16 protein-coding genes are annotated in these 18,031 nt (G+C 74.3%); 10 read left to right on the top strand and 6 right to left on the bottom strand.

Annotation, left to right across the window (positions count from 1 at the left end; translation table 11 throughout):
- Positions 1-27 precede the first annotated feature (27 nt).
- Positions 28-1,878, bottom strand: coding sequence for an FAD-dependent oxidoreductase (locus ACQPYX_RS04665; RefSeq protein ID WP_433801751.1), 1,851 nt, complete (start codon positions 1,876-1,878; stop codon positions 28-30).
- On the bottom strand, positions 1,868-3,784 hold the full coding sequence (locus ACQPYX_RS04660) for an NAD(P)-binding protein (RefSeq protein ID WP_433801750.1): 1,917 nt from the start codon (positions 3,782-3,784) through the stop codon (positions 1,868-1,870). The genes ACQPYX_RS04665 and ACQPYX_RS04660 overlap by 11 nt, the downstream gene beginning before the upstream one ends.
- A 27-nt stretch (positions 3,785-3,811) precedes the next feature.
- On the opposite strand from ACQPYX_RS04660, the gene ACQPYX_RS04655 reads away from it, so the two are divergent.
- The 3 genes from ACQPYX_RS04655 to ACQPYX_RS04645 all read left to right on the top strand — a co-directional run bounded on the left by ACQPYX_RS04655 (position 3,812) and on the right by ACQPYX_RS04645 (position 7,776).
- Positions 3,812-4,297, top strand: coding sequence for a hypothetical protein (locus tag ACQPYX_RS04655; RefSeq protein WP_433801749.1), 486 nt, complete (start codon positions 3,812-3,814; stop codon positions 4,295-4,297).
- Positions 4,298-4,410: 113 nt separating this feature from the next.
- On the top strand, positions 4,411-7,029 hold the full coding sequence (locus tag ACQPYX_RS04650) for a LuxR C-terminal-related transcriptional regulator (RefSeq protein ID WP_433801748.1): 2,619 nt from the start codon (positions 4,411-4,413) through the stop codon (positions 7,027-7,029).
- Positions 7,030-7,158: 129 nt separating this feature from the next.
- Complete coding sequence (locus tag ACQPYX_RS04645) at positions 7,159-7,776, top strand: hypothetical protein (protein WP_433801747.1); 618 nt, start codon at positions 7,159-7,161, stop codon at positions 7,774-7,776.
- An 80-nt stretch (positions 7,777-7,856) separates the two neighbouring features.
- On the opposite strand, the gene mftC is transcribed toward ACQPYX_RS04645, so the two are convergent.
- Genes mftC through mftA form a run of 3 tightly spaced genes read right to left on the bottom strand, consistent with a single transcriptional unit; the run spans position 7,857 to position 9,477 of the window.
- On the bottom strand, positions 7,857-9,077 hold the full coding sequence (mftC, locus tag ACQPYX_RS04640) for a mycofactocin radical SAM maturase (RefSeq protein WP_433801746.1): 1,221 nt from the start codon (positions 9,075-9,077) through the stop codon (positions 7,857-7,859).
- Positions 9,074-9,388 carry a mycofactocin biosynthesis chaperone MftB gene (gene mftB, locus ACQPYX_RS04635; RefSeq protein WP_433801745.1) on the bottom strand — a complete coding sequence of 105 codons (315 nt, stop codon included), beginning with the start codon at positions 9,386-9,388 and terminating at the stop codon, positions 9,074-9,076. Before mftB ends, mftC begins: the two co-directional genes overlap by 4 nt.
- Positions 9,388-9,477, bottom strand: a complete 90-nt coding sequence (mftA, locus tag ACQPYX_RS04630) for a mycofactocin precursor MftA (protein WP_018332344.1) — start codon at positions 9,475-9,477, stop codon at positions 9,388-9,390. Before mftA ends, mftB begins: the two co-directional genes overlap by 1 nt.
- A 172-nt stretch (positions 9,478-9,649) precedes the next feature.
- Here mftA and ACQPYX_RS04625 point away from each other — a divergent pair, with 172 nt between their 5' ends.
- The 3 genes from ACQPYX_RS04625 to ACQPYX_RS04615 all read left to right on the top strand — a co-directional run bounded on the left by ACQPYX_RS04625 (position 9,650) and on the right by ACQPYX_RS04615 (position 11,680).
- Positions 9,650-10,219, top strand: a complete 570-nt coding sequence (locus tag ACQPYX_RS04625) for a TetR family transcriptional regulator (protein ID WP_433801744.1) — start codon at positions 9,650-9,652, stop codon at positions 10,217-10,219.
- Entirely contained in the window at positions 10,216-10,593 is a 378-nt protein-coding gene (locus ACQPYX_RS04620; protein ID WP_433801743.1) for a GntR family transcriptional regulator, read from the top strand. Before ACQPYX_RS04625 ends, ACQPYX_RS04620 begins: the two co-directional genes overlap by 4 nt.
- Before the next feature lie 217 nt (positions 10,594-10,810).
- The gene (locus ACQPYX_RS04615; protein WP_433801742.1) at positions 10,811-11,680 is read left to right on the top strand and encodes a hypothetical protein; all 870 of its coding nucleotides are present in this window, start codon (positions 10,811-10,813) and stop codon (positions 11,678-11,680) included.
- A gap of 113 nt (positions 11,681-11,793) precedes the next feature.
- Here ACQPYX_RS04615 and ACQPYX_RS04610 read toward each other — a convergent pair whose 3' ends face one another.
- Positions 11,794-12,456: an SDR family NAD(P)-dependent oxidoreductase gene (locus ACQPYX_RS04610; protein WP_433801741.1), complete on the bottom strand. Its 663-nt coding sequence runs from the start codon at positions 12,454-12,456 to the stop codon at positions 11,794-11,796.
- A 283-nt stretch (positions 12,457-12,739) separates the two neighbouring features.
- Here ACQPYX_RS04610 and mdo point away from each other — a divergent pair, with 283 nt between their 5' ends.
- The 4 genes from mdo (at position 12,740) to mftM (ending at position 18,003) form a co-directional block, all read left to right on the top strand.
- On the top strand, positions 12,740-14,032 hold the full coding sequence (mdo, locus tag ACQPYX_RS04605; RefSeq protein WP_230758991.1) for an NDMA-dependent methanol dehydrogenase: 1,293 nt from the start codon (positions 12,740-12,742) through the stop codon (positions 14,030-14,032).
- 93 nt (positions 14,033-14,125) lie between these two features.
- Complete coding sequence (locus ACQPYX_RS04600) at positions 14,126-15,403, top strand: AAA family ATPase (protein ID WP_433801740.1); 1,278 nt, start codon at positions 14,126-14,128, stop codon at positions 15,401-15,403.
- Positions 15,404-15,517: 114 nt separating this feature from the next.
- On the top strand, positions 15,518-17,062 hold the full coding sequence (locus ACQPYX_RS04595) for a VWA domain-containing protein (protein WP_433801739.1): 1,545 nt from the start codon (positions 15,518-15,520) through the stop codon (positions 17,060-17,062).
- Complete coding sequence (gene mftM, locus ACQPYX_RS04590) at positions 17,062-18,003, top strand: mycofactocin oligosaccharide methyltransferase MftM (RefSeq protein WP_433801738.1); 942 nt, start codon at positions 17,062-17,064, stop codon at positions 18,001-18,003. Before ACQPYX_RS04595 ends, mftM begins: the two co-directional genes overlap by 1 nt.
- Positions 18,004-18,031 lie beyond the last annotated feature (28 nt).

Here is an 18,031-nt window from a genome sequence, read left to right as displayed (position 1 = left end):
TGCCCATTCGTTCAGGCAACCACGGGGTTACCTGATGGCGCGCGCGGCGTCGGTGCCCTCGCGGATCGCGGCGGCGGCGTCGCGGGGGGCGAGGACGTCGCCGACGCGGACGCCGTCGAGGTCGAGCTCGTCGGGCACGTGGGGGCCGGCGTGCACGACGACGTCCGCGTCGAGCGGCTCCACGGTCCCGGTGGGGTGGTGGAGGATCGCGCCGTCGAGGAGCACGCGGTCGGTCAGCAGCTCGATCCCGAGTGCCGCGGCCCGTCGTCGCCACCGCTCCCGTTCCAGCAGCGGCCCGAGCCCCTCGGCGGCCACCATCCCGCTCGTCACCAGCCGCACCTGCGCGCCCCGCTGCGCCAGCAGTTCGGCGACACTCGGCGCGGCCGGACCGCCGAGGTCGTCGACCACCAGCACCCGGCCCGACGGCGAGGCGGTGCCGGTGAGCACGTCGCTCACGTCGATCGTTCCCGACGGCGGATCGGGGCGGGCTCCGGTGGCGACGATGATGTGCTCCGCAGGTGAGCAGCAAGGGTCGCTACAGCGACCGTCAGTGCTCACGTGGCGGAGCCACACCCGCACCCCCGCGTCCCGGCAGCGGTGCGCCAGGTCGGCGACCGCGAACGCCAGCTCCCGCCGTTCCGGCGCGGCCGCGGCGATCGCGAGCTGCCCGCCGAGCCGGTCGGAGCGCTCGACGAGGTGCACGTCGTGACCCCGCTCCGCCGCCTCGGCCGCCGCCGCGAGACCGGCGGGTCCCCCGCCGACGACCAGCACCCGTCGCCGGGACCGGGCCGGCGCCACCGGCACCGACTCGCGGCCCGCGTCGGGGTTCACCACGCACCCCAGCCGCCGGTTCAGCCCGACCGCCGCGATGCACTCCTGGTTGCACCCGATGCAGCGCCGGACGCGGTCGCCACGCAGGGCCTTCGTCGCGAACGCCGGGTCGGCGATCTGGCCGCGGACGATCCCGACGAGGTCGCAGGCACCGGTCTCGAGGGCGCGTCGTGCCTGCTCGGAGGTGGTGTAGCGCCCGACGCCGATGACCGGGATCCCGGTCCCGCGCAACGCCGCCCGCACTGCGTTCGGCACCGGCTCCGCGTAGCCGGCGGGCACGCCCATCGGCGGTTCGATCAGCGGGAGCGTGGCCGTCGCGACCCCGACCGCGGTGTTCACGACGTCGACGAGGTCGGCGATCCGCGTGGCGACCCGGGCGGCGTCGGCCGCGGTCAACCCGCCGTCGAGCCCCTCGTCGCCCTGCAGCCGGACGCCCAGGACGCGGTCGCCGAGCTCGGCGCGGACGGCGGTGAGCACCTCGCGGAGGAACAGGACGCCGTCGGCCCAGCGGTCATCACGACGGTTGGTCAGCGGGGAGAGGAACTGCCGCACGACCGACGCCTGCGAACCCTGGATCTCGACGCCGTCGAAGCCGCCGGCGACACAGTGGCGGGCGACGGTCGCGAAGCCGGCGACGATGCGGGCGATCCCGACGTCGTCGAGGGCGACGGGCACCTCGCGGAACATCGGGTCGGGGATCGGGCCGGGCGCCTCGACGGGCGTCCGGGAGTACAGCGACGACGACTGCGCCCCGTTGTGCCCGATCTGTGCCAGCACCACCGCCCCGTGCGCGTGCACCGCCTCGGTGATCGCGCGGTAGCCGGGCACGACGGCCGGGTCGAGCCCGTGGACCGCCTTCTCGTAGGGGCGGTCGATCGCCTGCTCCTCGACGATGATCAGCCCGGCGCCGCCCGCCGCCCGGGCCGCGTAGTAGGCGGCGTGCTGGGGGCTCGGCCGGTTGGCCTCGGCGGCGTTGGTGAGGTGCGCCGGGAAGACGATCCGGTTCCGGACGGTCTGGGTGCCGATCTGGAGCGGCTCACCCAGCACGGAGGACCTCCTCGGCGGCGCGGCGCCCCTCGCGGATCGCCTCGGCGACGGTGCGTGGGGCCAGGGCGTCGCCGACGAGGCGTCCCGTCCTGTCGTGGGCCGGGCGCAGGGGCCCGGCCTCGACGAGCGTGCCGGGGATCGTGCGGCGGGTCCCGGTGACGACGTCCGCGACGACGACGTGGTCGGCGTGGTGTTCGACGACCCGGTGCTCGAGGACGCGCTCGACGCCGGTCTGCTGCAGCCGGGTGTTCGCGCCGACCAGGTCGTACAGCTGCTTCCCGACGACCTGGTCGGCGGTCACGAGGGTGACCCGGTGCGTCGCCGCGAGGTGCTCGGCGAGGGAGACCGCCGTGCCGTCGCCGAGGGGGTCGTCGATGACGACGGGGCCGTCGATCCGGGCGCCCCGGAGGACGGCGAGCGGGGTGAGGCCGACGTCGTCGCCCCCGGTCGCCACGATCTGCGCGTCGGGCGGCGCGGGTACTCCGACCTGCATCGACACCCCGAGCCGGATGAGTTCGTCGACGTACCAGTCGGCGAGCCGGGCGAAGCGGTGGAGGCCGGGCAGGGCGGCGATCGTCCGGAGCAGCCCGCCCGGCTCGTCGGCGCGCTCGACGATCCGCACGGCCCGTCCTGCGAGCGCGAGGGTCCGCGCCGCCTCCATGCCGGCCGGCCCCGCTCCGGCGACGAGCACCTCCGGTGCCCCTTCCCCCCGTGGCCTCTTCCCCCGTGGCCTCTCCCCCCGTGGCAGGAAAGCGTCGTTGCTGTCACCCAGTGACAGCAACGACGCTTTGCTGCCACCGGGAGGGTGCTCGCCCACCGACGGCTCCACCGTGCACCCGACCCGCGGGTTCCGGACGTCCCGCACGCGGCACCGCTGGTTCGTCAGCACACAGGGTCGCGGCGTCCGGCCGGCGCGCACGGTGGCGACGAGGGTCGGGTCGGCCAGCTGCGCGCGGGTCATCTCGACGAGGTCGGCCAACCCGTCGTCGAGGGCGGCCTGCGCGTCGACCGGGTCGACCACGCTGCCCGCCAGCACCACGGCGCACCGCCCGGCGACCACGTCCCGCACGGCCCGGCACGCTTCCGCCATGAAGCCCGGCGCCGTGTGCGCGTCCGGCCGGGTCGCCGCGACCGACATCGCCGACCCGCGCACCGGCACGACGTGGTCGACCAGGTCGGCGACCCGGTCCACCGTCGCGCGCGACGACCCGAGCGTGATCCCGGCCCACGGCGCGAGCTCGTCGACGGTGAGCCGCACGCCCACCCACGCGTCCGGAACCGCGGCCCGCACGGCCTCCAGCACCGCGACCAGCACGGAGTCGTCCGGCGCCGGAGTACTGAGCCCCGACCGGAACTGCCGCAGCACCGAGTACTGCCCCGCGGCGATCTCCACCCCGCCGCACCCGGCGTCGACGGCCGCCCGACCGGCCGTCGCGAAGGCCTGGACCAACGCGTCGACCTCGCCCGCGGCGAACGGCCGCGGCACCACCCGGGTGGCCGGATCGGGCACCGACGACGGTGCCCGCAGCAGCCCGCGCGACGACGACTGCGAACCCGCGTGCCCGAGGCCGGCGAGCACCAGCGCGGGCGCGCACGCCGCAGCCGTGGACGCCCAGTCGGAGACGCACGACGACGCCAGCGGCGCGTACTCGTAGGGCCGGTCGTCGGCCGTCACCGACGCGACCTCGGTGACGATCACCCCCGTGCCGCCCGCCGCGCGGGCGCGGTAGTGCTCGACCGGGCCGAGCGTGCGGTCGGGCGAGGTGTTCGTCGCGTGCGGACCGAACAGCACCCGCGACGGCAGGCGCCGCCCGCGCACCTCGCACGCGGCGGTGAGCGAGTAGTCCGGCCGGGCACCCGAGTAGTCCCCGGCGGACCTGCTCGGTCCGTCCGGGTCTACCGGCACGGCCGACGCCCCGGCCAGGCTCCCGCCATGGACACCGTGCCTCGTCTCCTCGTCGTCGCCGCCGTCGCGGTCGAGGGCCTCGCCGTCACCGGGCTCGTCCTGGCCGTCCTGACCGGGCCCGACCCTGCCACCCTGCTGCCCGCCGTGCTGGGCGTCGTGGTCGCCTCGGTCCTGACCGTCCTCGTCCTCACCCACCTGGCCCGACGACGCCTGGTCGCCGTCCTCGGGCAGGCGGCCGGAGGCGTCGTCGGGGGCCTCGGGGTCGGGATCGGAGGCCACGCCCGTCCCGACGACGGCTCCTGGTCCGCCCCGGGTTGGTGGCCGACCCCGACCCACGACCACGGTTGGCAGCACCACACGGTCCACGACGGCGGGTGGCCCGGCTGCGACCCCGGCTCCTGGTCCGGCGGCTCCGGGTCCGACCACGGCGGCTCCGAGACGAGCAGCAGCTGCAGCAGCAGCGACTCCGGGAGCTCCGACTCCGGCGGCGGCGGGAGCAGCAGCAGCGACTGATCGTCGTCACCCGGGCACGCCCCGCCACGTGTGTTGTCCGGTGCCGTCCCGTTCTGGCACCGTTCGTCCGTGCTCGTGCTCCCCCCTCCCGGTCCCCGGGCCGTCACGGCCCCGTGAGCGCGCCGACGGAGCCCCGGACCTGGCCCTTCGTCGGCCGCGGCGATGCGCTCGCCCTCGCCGACGCCGCCCTGGACGCCGACCGCGGGGTGCTGCTGGTCGGTCCGGCCGGGGTGGGGAAGACCCGCACCGCCGCCGAGCTCCTGGCCCGCCGCGCCACCGCCGGGGACACCGTCCGGCGGGCGCTGGCCACCTCCGCGACCGCGGACGTGCCCCTCGGGGCGCTCGGGCCGCTCCTGCCGCCGTGGGCCGAACGCGAGGGCGAGCTCAACCTCGTGCAGTGGGCGGCGCGGGCCCTGGTGGCGCGGGCCGACGCCGGCGCGCGGCTGGTGCTCGGGATCGACGACGTGCACCTGCTCGACCCGATCTCGGCCGCGGTCGTCGGGCAGCTCGCCCTGACCGGGTCCGCCGTCGTCGTGCTGACCGCCCGCTCGGGCGCCCCGGTGCCGGACGCCCTGTCCGCGCTGCGGCGGGAACGTCTGCTCGAGCGGGTGGAGCTCGACGCCCTCACCCGGGGCGAGGTCGAGGCGCTGGTCGCCGCGACGCTCGGGGGACAGCTGCACGGGTCCGCCGCCCACCGGCTGTGGCACCTCACCCGCGGCAACGCGCTCTACGTCCGCGAACTGGTGACGGCGGCGCGCCGGCACGGGACGCTGCGGCCGGTCGACGGCGTGTGGGTCTGGACCGGCGACACCACTCCCATCCACGGTCTCGACGAGGTCCTCGACGACCGCCTGGGCGCTCTGGAGCCCGAGGAGCTCGACGCCCTCGAACTGCTCGCCTTCTCCGAGCCGGCCGGGGCGGACCTGCTCGCCTCGCTGGTCGACCCGGCCGTCCTGGACCGCCTGGACCGGGCCGGCCTCGTCGTGTCCGAGCAGTTCGGGCGGCGGGTCGACGTCCGGCTCGCCCACCCGCTCTACGCGGAGCTGCTGCGCGGCCGGGCGAGTCCGCTGCGCGTCCGCACCGTGCACCGCCGTCTCGCCGATTCCCAGCAGGCCATCGGTGCGCGGCGCGCCCGCGACCGCCTGCGGCTGCTGCTGTGGCGCCTCGGGGCGGGCCAGTCCGTCGACCCGGCCGAGCTGGTCGAGATCGCCGAACGCGTCCTGCCCGGCGACCCGACGACCGCGGGACGGCTGGCGGAGGCGGCGGTCGAGGCCGGAGGCGGGTTCGACGCCGGGTTCCTCTCGGCCCGGGTCCTGCTCGCCGCCGGCCGCGGGGACGAGGCCGAGGCCCTGCTCGCGACGCTGCGGGCCGACACCACCGACCGCAGCGTCCAGCTGGTCACGACCCGCGCGCAGAACCTCTTCTACGCGCTCGGCCGGCCCGATCGGGCCGCGGCCGTGCTGCGCGAGCTCGACGCCGACGCGCTCGGCACCGACCGGCGCCTCACGGTGCTGCGGGCCGCGGTCCTCGCCTACGAACGTCGCTACGGCGAGGCGTGGGACCTGCTCGCGCCACTGCTCGTCGACGTCGAGGACGGCGACCCGACCACGCTGTGGGCCTGCGTCGTCGGCGTCACGGCCCTGCGCGGTCGCGGCCGCTTCGACACCCTCGCGGACCTCGCGACCCGCGGGCTCGCCCTCGCCGCCACCCTCCCCGACGGCGCGCCCGAGTGGCAGACGATGCACCTCGCGATGGGCGAGGTCTCCGGGCACGCCTTCGCGGGCCGGTTCGCGGAGAGCATCCGGCTGTCCGAGCAGCGCTACGAGGAGGCCCTCGACGCGGGCCTGACCGGCGCGAAGATCGTCCTCGGCGGCTTCGGGGGCCTCGTCGGGTTCCTCGCCGGGCAGGTGCGCACCTCGGCCCGTCGGCTGCGGGACGCGACGGCGGGCGTCCGCATCGGGTCCGCGCCGCTGGTGCCCGTGCTGCGCGCGGGCCTCGCCCAGTCGAGCGCCCTCGCGGGCGACCTCGCCACCGCCGAGGCCGTCCTCGCCGAGCTCGGCGAGGACGACCCGGAGTACGCCCCGTGGGTCCACATGGCGCGCGGCTGGACGGCCGCGGCGCGCGGCGAACCCGACCGCGCGATCCGCGAGATGACCGCGGCCGCCGACGCCGCCGAGCAGCGCGACGAACGGCCGCTGACCTTCCTCATGCTGCACGGTCTGGTCCGGCTCGGGGTCGCCGACGACGCGGTGGTCGACCGGCTCGCCCGCCAGGTCGAGGGCGTCGAGGGCGATTACGCCCGGGCGAGCCTCGCGCACGCCCGCGCCCTCGCCGCCGACGACGGGACCGCCCTCGACGAGCTCGTCGACGTCTTCGCCGCAGGCGGCGGCCTGCTCCTCGCCGCCGAGGTCGCCGCACACGCCGCGGCCGCCCACCGCCGGGCGGACCGGCCCGCGGCCGAGCGTGCCGCCGCCGCCCGGGCGCGGGCCCTCGCCGGACGCTGCGAGGGCGCGCGGACCCCGGCCCTGGGCCTGCTCGACGTGCCCGACGACCTCACGCCCCGTGAGCGGGAGGTCGCCCGGCTCGCCGCCCGCGGCCTCACCAGCCGCGCGATCGCCGAACGCCTCGTCCTGTCGGTCCGGACCGTCGACAACACGCTGAGCAGCGTCTACGCGAAGCTGCACGTCGCCGGACGCCGCGAGCTCGCCACGATCGACCTCGGGACCGAGTAGGTCCTCCCCGAGGACCGGTCGGGGCGAGTAGTCCGCTACTCGGGTCCGTTCCTGGAGTGCTCCGCAGACTTCGGACCCGACGGCGGGACCGCCGTCCTCGGACCGAGCAGAGCCTCCGGGAGGCACCCCGTGACCACGACGCCCGACACCGCCGACACCACCGTCCTGCCCCGGATCGACGACCCCCGGTTCGTGCGGTGGGGCCGGGACGCCCGCGGCGACCTCTGGGTCGACCAGCACGGCGTCGCCCACCACCTCGCCGACGGCGACCGTCCCCCGCACTGGCCCCGGGCCCAGGCAGCCGCGCGGCCCGGCCGGTCGCAGCCCGCCCGCACCCGGGTGCGCGCCGGCGTCGTCGTCGTGGCCGCCGGCCTCGCGCTCGGCGGACTCTGCGGAGGGGCCGCGCTGCTCGCGGGTGTCGGCTCGGCCCCGCCCGCGGCCGTGGTCGCCCCGCCCGGGCCCGCGGTGCCGGTGGCCCCCGCCGTGCCGGACGTGCCCGCTGCGCCGGTGTCGGCCGATGTCCCGGCCCGGCCCGGGCCCGGAGCCGGCGGCGCACCCGCGGAGCCGCGCGGATCGTCGTCGGGAACGGGCGGCGGCGGGTCGACGGGGAGCGGGGGCTCCGCCCCGGATGGCACGAGCGGGTCGTCCGACCCGTCCCCGGCGAGCCCGGCGCCGCCGCGGATCACGATCCCGCGCAAGCCGCAGGAGCCGCCCCTGACGATCCCGGGGCGCTCCGAGAACCGGTGAGCTCACCCCGGCGCCGCAGCGAGGGGCTGCGGCGCCGGGGGAGGTCCTGGGGCGGAGCGAGCTCCGCGGCGCTGCGTCTCCTAGTGCGCGCGGATGCCCGCCGGCAGCCGCCGACCCTCACCCGCGAGCGGGTCGGTGTCGCACGCCTTGTCCGGACGCCGCACCGACAGCGTCAACGGGACCGGCCCGCCGTCGCGACGAGGCCCGCGCTCGGTGCGGTGCGAGTGGTCCAGCGAGGGCTTGGGGATGACGGTGTCCATCTCCAGCTTCGCCAGCGCGACCTCGCCGTTGCCGAGCACGCACTCCGGGTCCGGCCCGTCGAGCGGGAGCCCGGTGAAGAACTTCGCCGCCATGCAGCCGCCCTGGCAGGCGTCGTAGTGCGAGCACTTGGTGCATGCCCCGCCGGACTGCGGGCCGCGCAGCTCGGCGAACAGCTCGCTGTCCTGCCAGACGCCCTGGAAGCCGCCCTCGGAGCGGACGTTGCCGGCGAGGAACTGGTCGTGGATCGCGAACGGACAGGCGTAGACGTCGCCGACCGGGTCGATCAGGCACACCACGCGCCCGGCACCGCAGAGGTTGAGCCCCGGCAGCTCCTGGCCGAACGCCGACAGGTGGAAGAACGAGTCCCCCGTCAGCACGTCCTCGCCACGGGCGACCAGCCAGTCGTAGAGCTGGCGCTGCTGCTCGCGGGTGGGGTGCAGCTCGTCCCACGAGTCGGCGCCGCGACCGGACGGGCGGAAGCGGGTGATCCGCAGCTGGGCGCCGTAGCGGTCGGCGATGGCCTTGAAGTCGTCGAGCTGGTCGACGTTCTGCCGGGTGACGACGACCGAGATCTTGAACTCGCCGAAGCCCGCCTCGTACAGGTTCTCCATCGCGCGGATCGCGGTGTCGTAGGACCCGGGGCCGCGGACGTGGTCGTTGACCTCCGCCGTCGCACCGTCCAGCGAGATCTGGACGTCGACGTAGTCGGTCTTCGCGAGCTGCGCGGCGCGCTCCTTGTCGAGCTTGACCCCGTTGGTGGAGAACTTGACGCCGACGTCGTGCGCGATCGCGTAGTCGAGCAGCTCCCAGAAGTCGCTGCGCACCGTCGGCTCGCCGCCGCCGATGTTGACGTAGAAGACCTGCATCCGCTGCAGCTCGTCGATGACCGCCTTGCACTCCTCGGTCGAGAGCTCGTTCGGGTCGCGCCGACCCGACGACGACAGGCAGTGCACGCAGGAGAGGTTGCAGGCGTAGGTGAGCTCCCAGGTCAGGCAGATCGGGGAGTTCAGGCCGTGGGTGAAGTGCTCGACGAGCTTCATGGGGTGGTGTCCCGTCGCTGGATCGTGCCGGCGTCCGCGAGCCCGGCGAGGGCCCGCAGGTACTGGTCGCGCTGGCCCTCGGGCACCTCGGCGGTGACGAGGGCGCCGTGGACGTCGTCGTGGTCCGCGAGGACCTCGACGACCCGGACGAGCGGCTTGGTCTTGAGGAACGACAGCCGCCGGGTGTGGAAGTCGTAGACGAGGGCGCCGAACGACTCCGGCCGCACCGAGACCGACGTCGAGAGCCGGTACGGGAGCGCGGGGTCGAAGGCGCCGGCGGAGGTCTGGGCCTCCGCCGGAGCCGCGGTCATCAGTAGACGCCGCACATGCCGTCGATCGAGACCTCCTCGACGAGGGTCTCCTCGACGAGCGGGGTCTCCTCGTGCGTGGGCTCAGCCATACCGACCTCCTGCGTTCGACCACCTCGGACGCGTCGGACGCTAACTGGCACTCGGTGCCATTCACACGGTCGTCGTGGACGGTCCGGTTCCGACCGATCGGACAGGGCGTGACCGCGGTCTCGTTTGCTACGCGCGAGGAGGCACCCGCCCCGGACGGGGCACACTGCTCGGGTGACGTCGGCCACTCGCACCCTCCGCGCCCGCCGCCTCGAGGCGGCCGCGCTGGAGCTGTTCACGGTGCGCGGGTTCGATGCGGTGACCGTCGACGACCTCGCCGCGGCCGGCGGGGTCGGCCGCCGGACGTTCTTCCGCTACTTCCCGACGAAGCTCGACGTGGTCCTCGGCCAGCTCGACGACGCCCTCGCCGCGCTCGTCGCCGCGCTCGCCGCCGTGCCGTCCGCGGCCGACCCCACCTCGGCCGCCCGCCAGGCGTTCCTGCAGGTCAACGCCTACTCCCCCGGCGACGAGCCGGTGCTGCGCCGCCGCCTGGCGCTCATCGAGACGGTGCCGGAGGTGGCCGCGCGGGCCGCCGTCCGCTACGAGGCGTGGGAGCGGGCGGTGGCCCTCGACGCGGCGGCGCGGTGGGGCCAGGCCCCCGACGAGCTGCGCCCGCAGGTCTTCGCCCGGGTCGTGGTCGCCGCGATGCGCGGGGTGTTCACCGTCTGGCTCGCGTCCCCCGAGGCGGAGCTACGGTCCCTCGTCGTGGCGGCCTTCGACGACCTCGGGCGGGGCTTCGGGTGACCGGTCCCGATCCCACCGCGCTGATCGACGTCGACCCGTCGTCGCCGGTCGCGCCGTACGAGCAGGTCCGCGCGTCCGTCACGGCGCTGGTGGACTCCGGCGCGCTCCCGCCGCACACGCGGCTGCCCGCCGTCCGGCGGCTCGCCGTCGATCTCGGCCTGGCCGCCAACACCGTCGCGCGGGCCTACCGCGAACTCGAGGCCGCCGGCGTCGTCGAGACCCGCGGCCGGCTCGGCACGTTCGTCGTCGAGGCCTCGGACGGTCCCGACGAGGCCCGCGAGGCCGCCCGCGCCTTCGCCGGGCGCATGCGCGAGCTCGGGGTGTCCCCGGAGCGGGCCCTCGACCTGGCGCGTGCCGCCCTCGCGGGTTCCTGATCCGGCCCGGCCTCCGCTCCCCGCTCCCGGCCGCCCGTCGCCCCTCGCCCCTCGCCCCTCGCCCCTCGCCCCTCGCCCCTCGCCCCTCGCCCCTCGCCCAGTGATCAACAGTCCCCTGGCGGGCTGGCGACACCTTTTCCGGACCCCTACGGGCCTGTTGATCACGCGCCGCGGAGAAAGTCGGATCCGCAGCGCCCCGCGCTGCGTCCGAGCCCATGTGACGCACCTGTCGAGGACGACCACCCAACCCTTCCGCGGCACGGTGGCGGTGCGCCTCGGCGCGCTGACCCCCGACCGTCTGCGCGGCCCGGAGTTCATCCGGCTCTACCCCGACACCTACGTCGGCGCGGACGCCGACCTGACCGACATCCGGCTCCGGGTGCAGGCCCTGCACTTCTGGTCGCGCGGACACGGCATCGTCGCCGGGCCGTTGGCCGCCCTGGCCCATGGCGCCGACTGCCCCTGGGACGACCGCGAGGTGATCCTCGGCCGCCGCTGCCGGAACCCGCCGGACGGTGTCCGGGTGCGCGTCGACGCCGTGCCGCCGGAGGAGCGGGTGATCACGCTCGGCGCGCACGTCACGTCGCCCGTGCGCACCGCCTTCGACCTGGCCCGACGATCCCCGCTGGTCGAGGCGGTCGCCGCCGTGGACGCCCTCGCGTTCCGACGGAAGTTCACCGCCGACGACCTGCGCGCGCTGGCGGAGGCCCATCCCGGCGCGCGCGGGCTCACACAGGTCCGCGAGGTCCTCGAGCTGATGAATCCCCTCGCCCAGTCGCTGCCGGAGACCCGGCTGCGCCTCGGCCTGCTCGCGCGCGGTGTGCCGCCGGCCGTCTGCCAGCACCCCGTCCGCCTGCTCACCGGCCGGTTCGTCCACCCCGACCTCTCCTGGCCCCACGCCAAGCTCGCCCTCGAGTACGACGGCCCGAGCCACCGCGACATCACCGGGCAGAACCGCGACGCGTTCCGGGACGGCGACCTGTTCGACGTCGGCTGGACCGTCGTGCGGGTGACGTCGGCGATGGTGCACGACCCGACGGCGTTCGACCGGCTCGCCGTGCGCGTCATGCGTCGGCTGGCCGCATGATCATCGGTCCCCTGGAGGGGTTACGGCACCTTTTCCGGCCCACCACGGGACTGTTGATCACCAGAAGGGCCCGAGAAGGACGGACCCGACCACACCCGCCGTCGGGAAGGCAGCTACCAGGGCACCTCGGCACGGTCCTCCCACAGCCGCCCCGTGGGCGGCGGGTCGGACAACGTGGCCTCGCGGCCGGCGAGCCAGATCGCGGTGTCGGCGCCCTCCTCGATGGAGCGGGGCGCGTCCGGACCACCCATGTCGGTGCGGCAGTGGCCGGGGCAGGTCGCGTCGACCAGCACACCCTTGCGGCCGTTGCCGAGCTCGTGGGCGAGGTTGCGGGTCATCGCGTTCAGGCCGGCCTTGGCGATCCGGTAGGGCGCGAGCCCACCCGCCGTACCCGGCCCGCTCATCCGCCCCAGGCACGCACTGACGTTGACCACGCGGCCCCAGCGGCGCTGCGCCATCCCCGGCACGAACGCCGAGACGAGCGCGAACGGGGCGTCGAGGTCGACGTCGCGGACCGCACGCCAGTCGGCGAGCGACACCTCGAGCGTCTTGGACCGCCGCTCGCTCATCACCGCCGCCGCGTTGACCAGCACGTCGACGTCGCCGACGTCGGCCACGGCCCCCGCGACGGCGTCCACGTCGGCGAGGTCCAGCGGCAGTGCCTCCACCTCCGAGGGCAGCGACGAGCCCGGCCGCGCGATCCCGACGACGCGCGCGCCGGCCGCGGCCAGCCCGACCGCGATCGCGCGCCCGAGGCCGCGGCTCGCGCCCGTCACCACCGCCGTCCGTCCCGAGAGGTCCACGACGCGAGGAGTTCCCGGCGGGGGCTGGACGAACCATCCCCGCCTGTCGCAAGATGCTGGCAACTGCAGCCCAACTGGAGCGCGGTACGAAGGGCAGCCCGCGAAACCCTCCGAAGGTGCAGGTGATCTCCCACCTCCGTGAACGGGATCACGGTGTGACTCTCGCTCGTGACCTGGCGCACGCCTAGCGTCCGGCCGGAACGAGAGACCGGCTTGAGGTTCAGGCGGGTCTTCGCCAGACGACGAGAGGATCGCGATGCAGGTCGACGAGCTGCTCAAGCCGTTCCCCATCAAGGAGTTCCACCCGTTCCCCCGGGCGCTCCTCGGGCCGGGTTCGCACGAGCTGATCGGCCCCGAGGCCCTCAAGATGGGCTTCAAGAAGACGCTGATCATGACGTCGGGCCTCCGCGGTACCGACATCGTCCACAAGATCAGCGAGTCCATGAAGTGGCACGGCATCGAGACGGTCATCTACGACCAGGTCGAGTCGAACCCCAAGGACTACAACGTCATGGACGCGGTGAAGCTTTACCAGGAGAACTCCTGTGACAGCTTCGTCTCGATCGGCGGCGGCTCCTCGCACGACGCCTGCAAGGGCGCGCGCATCTCGGTCGCGCACGACGGCCGCAACGTCAACGAGTTCGAGGGCTTCAACCAGTCCGAGAACCCGAAGAACCCGCCGCACATCGCGGTCTCGACGACGGCCGGCACCGGCTCGGAGACCTCGTGGGCCTACGTCATCACCGACACCACGACGGACCCGAACAACCCGCACAAGTACGTCGCCTTCGACGACAACTCGGTGACCTCGCTGGCCATCGACGACCCGGTGCTCTACTACGACTGCCCGATCGACTTCACCGCCCAGTGCGGGTTCGACGTCCTCGCGCACGCCAGTGAGCCCTACGTCTCGCGCCTGAACTTCGAGCCGAGCCTCGGCAACGCGCTGCGGGCCATCGAGCTCACCGCGCAGAACCTGCGCCAGGCGGTGTGGAACGGCCAGGACCTCCCCGGCCGCGAGGGCATGATGTACGCGCAGTACATCGCCGCCCAGGCGTTCAACTCCGGCGGCCTCGGGATCATCCACTCGATCTCGCACGCCGTGTCGGCGTTCTACGACACCCACCACGGCCTGAACAACGCCATCGCGCTCCCCCGCGTGTGGGCGTTCAACATGCCGGTCGCCTACAAGCGCTTCGCCAAGATCGCCGACGCCATGGGCGTGGACACCACGCACATGACCGACGTGCAGGCCGCGGAGGCCGCGCTGGCAGCCTCCATCCGACTGCTGCGCGACGTGGGCATCCCGGAGAAGTTCACCGACGTCACCCAGGACTCGTACTCGAAGAACCGTCTGGGCCAGGGCCCGACGAAGTTCTACGAGAACGAGAAGACCATCACGGGCAACGACGCCGACGTGGACCGCATCACCAACCACGTCCTCGGCGACGCCTGCACCCCGGGCAACCCGAAGGAGTGCACCTTCACGACGGTGCGCCCCGTGGTCGACCACTGCCTCAACGGCGACCTGGACGACCTGCTCAGCTGAGCGAGCCCCGCACCGGTGCCCGGCGGACCGTCGAACGGTCCGCCGGGCACCGGCGCGTTCCCCGGATCGACACCCGCAGGAGAGGATCCCCGCGTGACCAGCACGTCCGAGCAGCCCACCGCGACCACGGGACCGTTCGAGTCCGTCGACGACGTCGTCTCCGCGCTCGCCGAGCAGGGCTACATCGCCGACCGGCGCCTGGCCACCACCGTCTTCCTCCTCACCCGGCTCGAGAAGCCGCTGCTGCTCGAGGGCCCGGCCGGCGTCGGGAAGACCGAGCTCGCGAAGATGCTCGCCGTCGCGACCGGCCGGAAGTTCCTGCGCCTGCAGTGCTACGAGGGCCAGGACGAGACGAAGGCCCTCTACGAGTGGGACTACGGCAAGCAGCTGCTCTACACCCAGATCCTGCGGGAGAAGATCGGGCAGGTCGTCGAGGACGCCCCCGACATCCCCACCGCCGTCGACCGGATCGGTGCACAGGACTCGGTCTTCTTCTCCGAGCGCTTCCTCGCCCCGCGCCCGCTGCTCGAGGCCATCCGGTCCGAGGAGCCCGTCGTGCTGCTGATCGACGAGGTCGACCGCGCCGACGAGGCCCTCGAGGCCGTGCTGCTCGAGACCCTCGGCGAGTTCCAGATCTCGGTCCCCGAGGTCGGCACGTTCGCCGCGAAGAACGCGCCGTACGTGATCCTGACCAGCAACAACACCCGTGACCTGGCCGCCGCCCTCAAGCGCCGCTGCCTGCACCTGTTCCTCGACTACCCGACGGCCGAGCGCGAGCTCGACATCGTCCGGTCCAAGGACACCGGGCTCCCCGAGGCCGCCGCGCGCGAGCTCGTCGAGGTGGTGCGCGGACTGCGCGAGCTGGAGCTGCGCAAGGCGCCGTCGATCTCGGAGACCATCGACTGGGCCCGCACGCTCGCGGTGCTGGGCATCGACGACCTCAACTCCCAGATCCTCGCCGACACCGTCAGCGTCGTCGTGAAGTACGACAAGGACGTGACGAAGGCGCTCAACGCCCTCCCCGGCCTCGTCGACCCGAACGCGACGATCGACGACGCCCACGGGCACGGCCACGGGCATGGGCACGGTCACGGGCACGGCCACGACGACGACCACGCGCACGCGGCACCGACCAACGGCCGTTCCGCGGGACCGGCGCCGGTTCCCGACGACGAGGACGGTCCCGACGGGCGCGCGGTCCGCGCCGCCAAGGACGAGCCGGGGCGGCACGCGGGGGTCTACGGCGCGCCGGGCCGGGACAACCAGGAGGCCGCGCGGACGGGCTCGGACAAGAACCCGACGAGGCCCCGCAAGGTCAGCTCCTCGCAGGGTGACCGGTCGTTCGGGCTGGGCCGCAAGCGCGCCCTCTGACGCGCCACTCCCCCTCCGAGCGAACGGCACTCTCGCGCACATAGATGCTGCGAGAGTGCCGCTCGCTCGGGAAGGGGCTGCGCCACTCGGACCAACCCGAAGGGAGGCCCCGGCATGGAGGCCACGATCCACCGCTTCGTGCGGCTGCTGCGCATCCGTCAGGTCCGGATCTCCACCTCGGAGGTCCTCGACGCGATGCGCTGCGCCCGCGAGCCCGGCGTCCTCGCGGACCGGGCGACGCTCAAGGCGGCGCTGCAGGTCTCGCTGGTCAAGGACATTCGCGACGAGGACACGTTCGACGAGATCTTCGACGCCTTCTTCGCGCTGGTGAAGATCGGGAAGGCCGACACCGGGCACGGGCACGGCCACGGGCACGAGGACCTCAGCGACGACGGCACCCTCGAGGACTTCACGCTCTCCGAGGAGCCCTCGGAGACCCCCGAGCAGGGCCACGAGCACGGCAAGCCGGTCGACATCAAGCAGTTCTTCGACCCCGAGGACATGGCGCAGCAGTACAACCTGCACCAGGAGGCCAACAAGATCGACCTCGCGGCGATGACCGACGAGATCGTCTTCTCCAAGGACGGCGCCACCGACCAGACCAACACCGGCGAGAAGGTCCAGATCGAGACCGACCACCTGCACGGTGGCGGCCTGCCCGGCGACATCGCGACGTCGTCGGGAACGAAGGTCGACGCCGACCTCAACGTCGCCCAGCAGGAGGCCCTGCTGGGGTGGCTGCAGGGCGTCGAGGACGGGATCGCCGACGAGGGCGACGAGTCCGACGCGATGGCCCTGCGTCGCCGGCTCGCCGGGATGCTGGAGAACCTGCCCGAGGCGATCAAGCGGCACCTCGAGCGGCTCATGGAGATCGAGCAGCGGGTGATCGACGGCGGGCACGCCGACGAGGAGGCGCACCGCGCGGAGGTCGACCGCGCCGAGGAGCACGAGCGCCAGCAGCTCGAGGACTCGCTGCGCCGGCTCGCGAAGACCCTGCACGGCGCCCTGACCCATCGCCGCCGGCAGTCGCCGCGGGGCCGGATCGACGCCGGCCGCACGATGCGGCGCAACATGCGCTTCGACGGCATCCCGTTCACCCCGGTGACGGTGAGCCGGGCCGAGGACAAGCCGCGCCTGGTGATCCTCGCGGACGTCTCGTTGTCGGTGCGGGCGACCGCGCGGTTCACCCTGCACCTGGTGCACGGTCTGCAGGACATGTTCGGGCAGGTGCGGTCGTTCGCGTTCGTCTCCGAGCTGATCGAGGTCACCGACCTGTTCAGCGACCACACCGTCGAGGACGCCCTCGGGCTGATCTTCGGCGGCGACATGATCGACGTGGACGCCAACTCGAACTACGGCGAGGCCTTCGGGACGTTCCTCGAGGACCACGCCTCGGCCGTGAACCGCCGCTCCACGGTGATCGTGCTCGGCGACGGCCGGGGCAACGGCAACGACCCGAACATCGAGGCGTTCGCCGAGATCTCCCGCCGGGCCCGGGAGACCATCTGGCTCACCCCGGAGCCGCGCTACTCCTGGGGGCTCGGCGCGTGCGACCTGCCGCAGTACGCCGAGTTCTGCGACCGCATCCGCGTCGTCCGCGACCTCACCGGCCTCTCCGAGGTCAGCCACGACATGGTGTCCGAGATGATCGGTCGCTGATGACGCTGACGCCCGCGGCGGGTTCGCTGCGGATCGATCCGCTGGCCCCGGGGCATCCGGGGCGCTGGGAGAACGGCCCGGTCGTCGTCTGCCACCTCGACCGGGCCGCGGTGCCGGTGCGGCTCACCGAGGGCCGGACCCCGGAACTCGTCACCGACCGCTTCGAGCTGCACCGGCTCGGGGACCGGCTGCTCGTGCTCCACCGGTTCCGGCCCGACGAGCTCGACGACGACATCGCCACGGTCGTCGCCGACGAGCTCGGCGACGTCGTCGACTCGGCGCCGCTGTTCGAGCGGGTGGTCACCGGGATCGTGCGGTCGACGATCCTCGACCCGCTCACGGCCTGGGCGACCTTCTACGCCAACTCGCTCGCCGTCCTGCGCCGTCCGCACGGCGCGCCGGTGGTCGGGCTGCCCCCGGAGGCGTCGCTGGCCGGGTTCGCACCGGTCCACGCGCGGGCCCTCGACGAGGTCGTGGGGACCACGGTGGCCGACCTCGGCTCGTGCTTCGGCTTCCTGCCACTGCTCATGGCCGAGCGCGGGCTCGACGTGGTCGCCACCGACCACACGCCCGGCACGATGACGCTGCTCGCCGCCGTCGCGCGGGCCGGGGTGGTGCCGGAGGCCGCCGAGCGGCTCCGCACGCTCGCCTGCGACGCCCGGGCGGTCCCCCTGGCCGACGGGTCGGTGGACACCGTGACCGCGATCCACCTGCTCGAGCACCTGCCCGAGGACGGGTCGGGGCCGATCGTCGACGAGATGGTGCGGGTGGCCCGCCGCCGGATCGTCGTGGCCGTGCCCTACGAGGAGGTCCCCGACCCGGTCTACGGGCACCTGCGCCGCTTCACCCGCGACGACCTGGTCGCGCTCGGCGAGCGCACCGGCTGGTCGTACCGGGTGTTCGACGACCACGGGGGCTGGATGTGCGCGGAGCGCAGGTGAGCACTAAGAGGGGCTACGGGCCCACTTA

Source organism: Actinomycetospora sp. CA-084318 (assembly GCF_050955885.1).
In the GTDB taxonomy this organism is placed as follows: domain Bacteria; phylum Actinomycetota; class Actinomycetes; order Mycobacteriales; family Pseudonocardiaceae; genus Actinomycetospora.
This window is presented reverse-complemented; position numbering and strand designations above follow the sequence as displayed.

Bases quoted from the DNA above. Each gene is read 5' to 3' on its own strand.
- ACQPYX_RS04655 (WP_433801749.1), top strand. From the start codon at position 3,812: ATGGACACCGTGCCTCGTCTCCTCGTCGTCGCCGCCGTCGCGGTCGAG.
- mftC (WP_433801746.1), bottom strand. From the start codon at position 9,077: ATGAAGCTCGTCGAGCACTTCACCCACGGCCTGAACTCCCCGATCTGC.
- mftB (WP_433801745.1), bottom strand. From the start codon at position 9,388: ATGACCGCGGCTCCGGCGGAGGCCCAGACCTCCGCCGGCGCCTTCGAC.
- mftA (WP_018332344.1), bottom strand. From the start codon at position 9,477: ATGGCTGAGCCCACGCACGAGGAGACCCCGCTCGTCGAGGAGACCCTC.
- mdo (WP_230758991.1), top strand. From the start codon at position 12,740: ATGCAGGTCGACGAGCTGCTCAAGCCGTTCCCCATCAAGGAGTTCCAC.
- ACQPYX_RS04595 (WP_433801739.1), top strand. From the start codon at position 15,518: ATGGAGGCCACGATCCACCGCTTCGTGCGGCTGCTGCGCATCCGTCAG.
- mftM (WP_433801738.1), top strand. From the start codon at position 17,062: ATGACGCTGACGCCCGCGGCGGGTTCGCTGCGGATCGATCCGCTGGCC.